Raw genomic sequence first — 6173 nt, 5'->3', positions numbered from 1 at the left:
GGTTGAACGGCATCAGCCACTTGCCGAACGGCGCGGTCAGGAATTCCTTGGTGAAACCACCCAGGCCCTTGGAGCGCAGCGCGAAGAACAGCATCAGGAAGAACACGCTGATCGACATGCCCAGGGTGGCATTGACGTCGGCGGTGGGAACCGGCTTCCAGTACGGCACGCCGAGGGCTTCCAGCGGCAGCGCGATGAAGTCGGCCGGGATCATCTTGATGAGGTTCATCAACAGGATCCAGAAGAAGATCGTGATCGCGATCGGGGTCACCAGCTTGCTGGTGCCGTGGTAGGTGTCCTTGGCCTGGCGGTCAACGAACTCCAGGCAGATTTCCACGAACGCCTGCCACTTGCCCGGAACGCCGGCAGTGGCCTTGCGGGTGGCCATCCAGAAACCGAACACCATCAACAGGCCCATCAGGACCGAGGTCACGATGGTGTCGACGTGGATCGCCCAGAAACCACCTTCCTGCATATGAATCGTCAGGTTGTGCAGGTGATGCTGGATGTAGGAGGTGGGAGTAAGCGCCTCGCCTGCCATGTGTCCGGAACCTTAAGTTAAATAAATTGGATCAGCGCCTGGCCAGAGCCAGGACCTGGAACATCAACCCGACGGCGATACCGGCCAGCAGCGCCAATGCAGGCAGCTTGAAGACCAGGAACCCCACCATCAGGACGCCGAAAACGAGCACCCACTTTGCCACCACCGCCACGATCAGCCGGGCCAGCGCCGAACCGGCCGCCTGTACCCCACCACTGAGCGCCATCCGTGCGGCAACCCAACCACCTGCCGACACCGCCACGCCTGACACCAGCGCTCCCAGGGCGGACTTCTGCCCTGCCAGCAGCAGGAAGGCCAGGGCCAGGACAGCCACTGCAGCCAGCGGGTAAACCGCTGCGCGCAGCATCAGTCGCCGACCCGAATCAACGGAGTTCAGCACACGTATGTCCTGCTTGATCGTAAGTAGAAAGGCCGGGGTCGCAAGCAAGCGCCCCGTCGAGCCGCCAAATTATAGCAACGGGACAATTTGCGAGACAACCGCCCCCTGTTCATCCCGGATGTCTGCAAGTTGCTGCATCGCCACAGATTTTGCGGTCCACCGGCGGTCCAATCGTGGCCCTGTCAGGCTCTTGGCCTGTTGCGATGCAGCATATTGAACTTTGGTCGCAGCGCCCGGTCACAGACATCGACCTGCACTTTTCGATCCTCGTCGGCGCCCCAAGCGCAGGTCTGCTCCCCAAAGTGGCCCCGAGCTCTCTCCGGGGCCACTTTCTTTGGTGGGACCGGCCTCCGATGTTCCGGTACCCATCGGGGACCGGTCCGCAGCGGTTCAAACGCATTCCGACGCCGGTCGCGGCCACCCCACCCGCCCGGCGGCACAGGCTGTTGCATGAACGGTACACACTCCCTCCACCATACGTTCACGAATGGTGGACGCGGCACTGGGCAGAGTGTCGGCACATCAATGAACCACTGCAAGGACACACACCGATGCGCCTGACGCTTTCCCTCCTCGCCCTGCCGCTGGCCATGGCCGCGCTGACCCATGCCAACACCGCCAGCGCTGCCGAGGGCGATGACCGCTTCGCGCTGCGCCTGGGTGCGATGAACATCGATTCGGACAACACGATCCGCGGCAACAGCAACGTGGCCGGCCAGGACGTGGGCTTCTCCGAAGACTTCAAGCTGGGTGGCAAGGAATGGGAACCGCGCATCGACGGCATGTTCCGCATCAGCGACCGTCAGCGCCTGCTGTTCAACTACTTCAAGTACGACAAGGACCGCCGCGAGACGCTGGATGACGGCGTGAGCTTCGGTGACGTGTCCGTGCCGGCCGGCAGTTTCATCAAGGGTGAGCTGAAGTATCAGGTTGCCAGCCTGGTGTACGACTACTCGGTGGTGGATACCGATACCTTCGATCTCGGCCTTCAGCTGGGTGCCGAGTACGCCAAGGTGAGCACGAAGGCCTATGCCGACGTGGGTGATCTGTACCAGGGCCGTTTCCTGGATGAGAAGGCCGACGGTGTGGCGCCGGTGGTGGGTGCGCGCATGAGCTTCAACCCGTCCGAGAAGTGGATGATCACGGTGCAGGGCCAGTACCTGAACACCAAGTGGGGCAACTTCGATGATTACGACGGTGACCTGACCCGCGCCAATGCGATCGTGGATTACCGCCTGACCAAGAACTTCGGCCTGTTCGCCGGCTACGACTGGTTCAAGCTGGACGTGGACCAGAGCGGCAGCGACGGCACGATCGGTCTGAAGCAGGAGTTCAAGGGCCCGGTGGCAGGCGTCAGCTTCGTCTTCTGAGTTTTTCCAGGCGATCTCTCCGAGCGCGGCCCCCGGAACATCGGGGGCCGCGTTTTTTTGTGTGCCTGATCAGGGTGGAGCAAGGACCGGCTGGTCGAGTGTCGGGTGCGGATACCCTGGCCACGCTCCGGTAGCCGCTGGGAGGAGCGCGTCGGGTCGACGCTTCGCGGCGCCGCGATGCTTCCCTGACCGCAAGACCTTCTCTGCCCAGCGTTGGCTTCGGTAGCCCACAGCCGCTTCAAGTCGTCTTTGCGCAGAAAGATGGTCTGCAAGGGGCCTCCACACATCAAAGGCCGCATTCCTGTCCATCGCTGCGGCCTGGATACGTTCTCAACCGGCCCTGCCGAGAAGCGCGAAGAAAGGGCGAACGTCAGCGCGGCGGCGTCCTCGACCGACCCATAGCGCGTGCCTGCGCGATGGGTCGACCACCACGGTGGCGAACGATGCCCCTTCTGGATCGCAAACGCATCCATCGCGAACCCGTACGTCCGATAGGTCTGTCTTCTCGACAACCACAAATCTGGCGGGGGCGGCCGTGCCCCTTTCCCCCAGATCAGGACGGGGCAAGAACGCAAAAAAAGGCCGGCAGACGCCGGCCTCTTCCCCGCCTTCAATCAGGCCGTTACCAGCTGTAGCTCATGCCGAGTTGTGCGCTGGTCTGGTGGTAGCCGCTGGCCTGCTGACGCGCCAGCCCGGTCCAAGCGCCAAAGCCGTTGGCGAACTTCAACGAAGCACCCGCACTCACTTCCGCGCGCGTACGCGGAATCCGTGCGTCCGCGCGCTCATCGTCCATCCACACCTGGGATTCGGCGCGGGTGTATAGCCAGTTGGCGGCGATGTAGGGCTGCACATCGGCGGCGCCGTTGCCCCAGCGGGTCACGCCGGACAGCCGCAGACCGGCACGGCCGTACAGGCCATCGGCATCCTGCGTGGTCACCACCGTACCATTGGCTTCGGTGTGGCGCAGGTCGTCCCAGCGGTTGTAGCCCACCTGYARCKKCGGCTCCAGGAAGATSCCGCCGGTCGGGTTACGCGAGACCCGGAAGGCGTAGCCGGTTTCGATTGCGCCCTGCCAACCGCGGGTGTCGTAGCGCTCCATTTCAAGCGCCACACCCTCCACGCGGTTGCGGAACTGGGCGCGCTGTACCGAGCCGTCCAGGTAGAAACCGGCGTAGGTATCGTCGGCATTACCGGCCCGCCACGTGCCATATACACCGAGCGCTTCGCCCTTCACCTTTCCACGTGCGTAATAGCCGCTCAGGGCATTGGTGGAGGTGCTGGTGGCATTGCCACTGGAGAGCATCAGGCCCGCGCTGCTGCCGCTCTCGTTGCGCCACACATCTGCGCCCACGCTTATCGACTGGCTGTTGCCACGAACGTCCAGCTGCTGGCTGATGGCATCGAAACCGGTGCGGGCGCCATCCACACGCGCCCAGCCACGGCCGCTGTTCTGGCCCGCGTTGCGCTCGTGGTAACCCAGTCGGAACATGGTCTGTGTTGCCTGCAGGTTGGCCAGGTAGGCACCCGGTTCCGGGCGCAGCACGGGCACCGGCGGATCGACGGGCGGATCGACGGGCGGATCGACGGGCGGGTCAACTGGCGGATCGACCGGCGTGCACCCCGGCAGCGATGGATCGACATCGCAAGGGTCCGGCGTGGTCGGGAGTTCCGAGCGTAGGACCCAGTTGTTACCGTTCTTGAACAGGAAGTACTCGTACTGGCCACCCACCGCACGGCCGGCCAGGTCGAACTGTCCATTGGATGTGCCGCCCACGGTGATCAGTTGGATGCCATTGACGGTCTGCGCACCGGCCCCGCCCACGTTGTTGACGCGAACGTTGGTCTGGCCGCTGGTGTCGCCGCCGATGATCAGCTTGTCAGAGGGAGCGTCATCGCCTGCGAGCACGGTGTTGAACACCAGCGTGCCGCCAGCGCCGGTGAAGTCGCCGGACACGTTGAGCGTCTGGAAGGCAGTGCCCTGCCCGAGGGACACGATGCCACCGCTGCCAACATTCAGCGAGGCAACATCGCTGTTCTTGTTAAGCTGCCACTGGCCGCCCTGGCTGATCGCCACATCCATGGCGCCAGTGATTCCACCGATGAGGGCTGCATTGTCTGTCAGCGCTAGCGAACCGGTGGTTCCCGCCCCTGCGCGGATATCCCCGGCCAACCGGCTGTCGTCGACCATGACGTCAGCATGGACATTGAGCGCGGGATTTGCGGTGTTTCCAGTGATATCAATCAGCACGCCGTTGCCTGCGATGAGCTCGGCATTGTTCCGCAGCGTAATGTCCACGTCGGTGTCGTTGGCGAAACTGGAACCAATGTAGATCGCGCTGCCGGAGAGGCCTTCGATGCGTGAAGCATCCACCGTGAGGGTGGAAGCCTGGGGCGTAAAGCCTGCGAGCTGATTTGATGCAAGGTATGCACCATGAAGGTCACCCCGCACGGTGGATCCATTCTGGGCGGTGACACCGCCAACTTCCAGCTGCAGCCCCACGCCATTACGGGTCCCGCCTGGCAGGCTTGCGTCTATGGTCCCCGTCATAGTTGAACTGGACAGTGTCAACTGGCCGTAACCATTTACCAGCGCTCCGGCTCCAACACCCTCAACGCTTGAGGAGTCCAGGCTCATGGAAGACAGGGACGCTGCAGGGCCAGGCAGTAATGTTCCCAGCGACACCCCAAAGCCGGTGCCGTTACGCACGTTGCTGCGGGTCATGACCGCGCTGGAGTTGACGACGCTCAACACGGCGTCCCCGTCGATGTTGCCCGCAAGCTGCGCATCCGTGGCCGTAAACTGGCTTTGATCGCGTATCGAAACAAAGCCGGCAGCCGCGCCAGGTTGAAGGATCAGCGTCGATCCATTGAACACATCCCAGTCCTCGCTGGGGTCGGCTGCTGTCACCGTTCGGGAGGCGCCGTCCCTGACCACGCCAGCTTGTGCAGGTGCAGCAATGCACAGCAGAAGTGCCGTTGAAAGAAGACACGGAGCGAGTGGGGCGTGAACGAGGGCACTGGAGGCAGGGGCTTTCATGAACGTTCTCCGGGGTCGGGGGATAGCACACGGCCACTCAACTTCCATCGCAATCGCAACGCTCAGTCAGCGTGGCTACGGAAGGTGGGCGTAGTTGGCCACCCCAGGTGGTGAAAGATGTGTGACCAGCTGCTGGTTTGAGTTGTGATTCGAGTCGCATCACAGCGAGGGGGTCGAACTTTGCACCGTGCCGGTAGTCGCGGTCCATGCAACAAATTGCAATGAGAGCTGTGGCTCGTTGTCGATCGCTCGCGTTGGCCCGCCGTTTGCCGGATCCCGCACCGGTAAAATAGCCGCGCCGCCCAAGCGACAGTGAGCGGATCACAGACTTCGACCGGGGGAAGAGCCGCTCGCGGCCGGGGGACATTTGCGCCAGGGGCGTACCGGCTGCTACCGGGCCCTCACGCTCGCGACCAGCCCGATCGGAGATGCCAAAACAGCCTGTGCACCCGGCCACCCGGGTAGCGTCGTGCTCACGCGGCGACGGCCTTGCAACAAGACACTCCCCCAAGTGGGAGAAGAACCAACAAAAAACCCCGGCTTTCGCCGGGGTTTTTCGTTGCAGCAGCGTCACCACCCATGGCGGCGACCCGCCGGTTACTTCTTTTTCGGCATGTACAGATCGGTGATCGTGCCGTCGTAGATCTCCGCCGCCATCGCCACCGATTCGCTCAGCGTCGGATGCGCGTGGATGGTGTGACCGATGTCTTCGGCCTCCGCACCCATCTCGATCGCCAGACCGATCTCGGCCAGCAGATCGCCGGCGTGCACGCCCACGATCGCGCCACCGACGATACGATGGGTTTCCTCGTCGAAGATCAGCTT

4 protein-coding genes and 1 pseudogene are annotated in these 6173 nt (G+C 63.1%); 1 reads left to right on the top strand and 4 read right to left on the bottom strand.

What is annotated here, in order from left to right:
- Together ACXJKH_RS12620 and ACXJKH_RS12615 are read right to left on the bottom strand one after the other, a co-directional pair.
- Nucleotides 1-541, bottom strand: a 541-nt coding sequence (locus ACXJKH_RS12620; protein WP_457319699.1) for a FoF1 ATP synthase subunit A, incomplete at its 3' end; no start/stop codon positions are given.
- 31 nt (nt 542-572) lie between these two features.
- Nucleotides 573-941, bottom strand: coding sequence for a hypothetical protein (locus tag ACXJKH_RS12615; RefSeq protein ID WP_256776897.1), 369 nt, complete (start codon nt 939-941; stop codon nt 573-575).
- Nucleotides 942-1492: 551 nt separating this feature from the next.
- Between ACXJKH_RS12615 and ACXJKH_RS12610 the strand changes: the two genes are divergently transcribed.
- Nucleotides 1493-2311: a hypothetical protein gene (locus tag ACXJKH_RS12610; protein ID WP_457319697.1), complete on the top strand. Its 819-nt coding sequence runs from the start codon at nt 1493-1495 to the stop codon at nt 2309-2311.
- A 622-nt stretch (nt 2312-2933) separates the two neighbouring features.
- On the opposite strand, the gene ACXJKH_RS12605 is transcribed toward ACXJKH_RS12610, so the two are convergent.
- Both ACXJKH_RS12605 and ACXJKH_RS12600 read right to left on the bottom strand, forming a co-directional pair.
- Nucleotides 2934-5348, bottom strand: coding sequence for an autotransporter family protein (locus tag ACXJKH_RS12605; protein WP_457319695.1), 2415 nt, complete (start codon nt 5346-5348; stop codon nt 2934-2936).
- Between the two features lie 597 nt (nt 5349-5945).
- Nucleotides 5946-6173 (bottom strand): annotated as a pseudogene (locus tag ACXJKH_RS12600) (dihydrolipoyl dehydrogenase); the annotation flags it as partial.

Source organism: Stenotrophomonas sp. P5_B8, assembly GCF_054049855.1.
The sequence above is the reverse complement of the archived record's forward strand: the minus strand, read 5'-3'. Positions and strand labels throughout refer to the sequence as shown.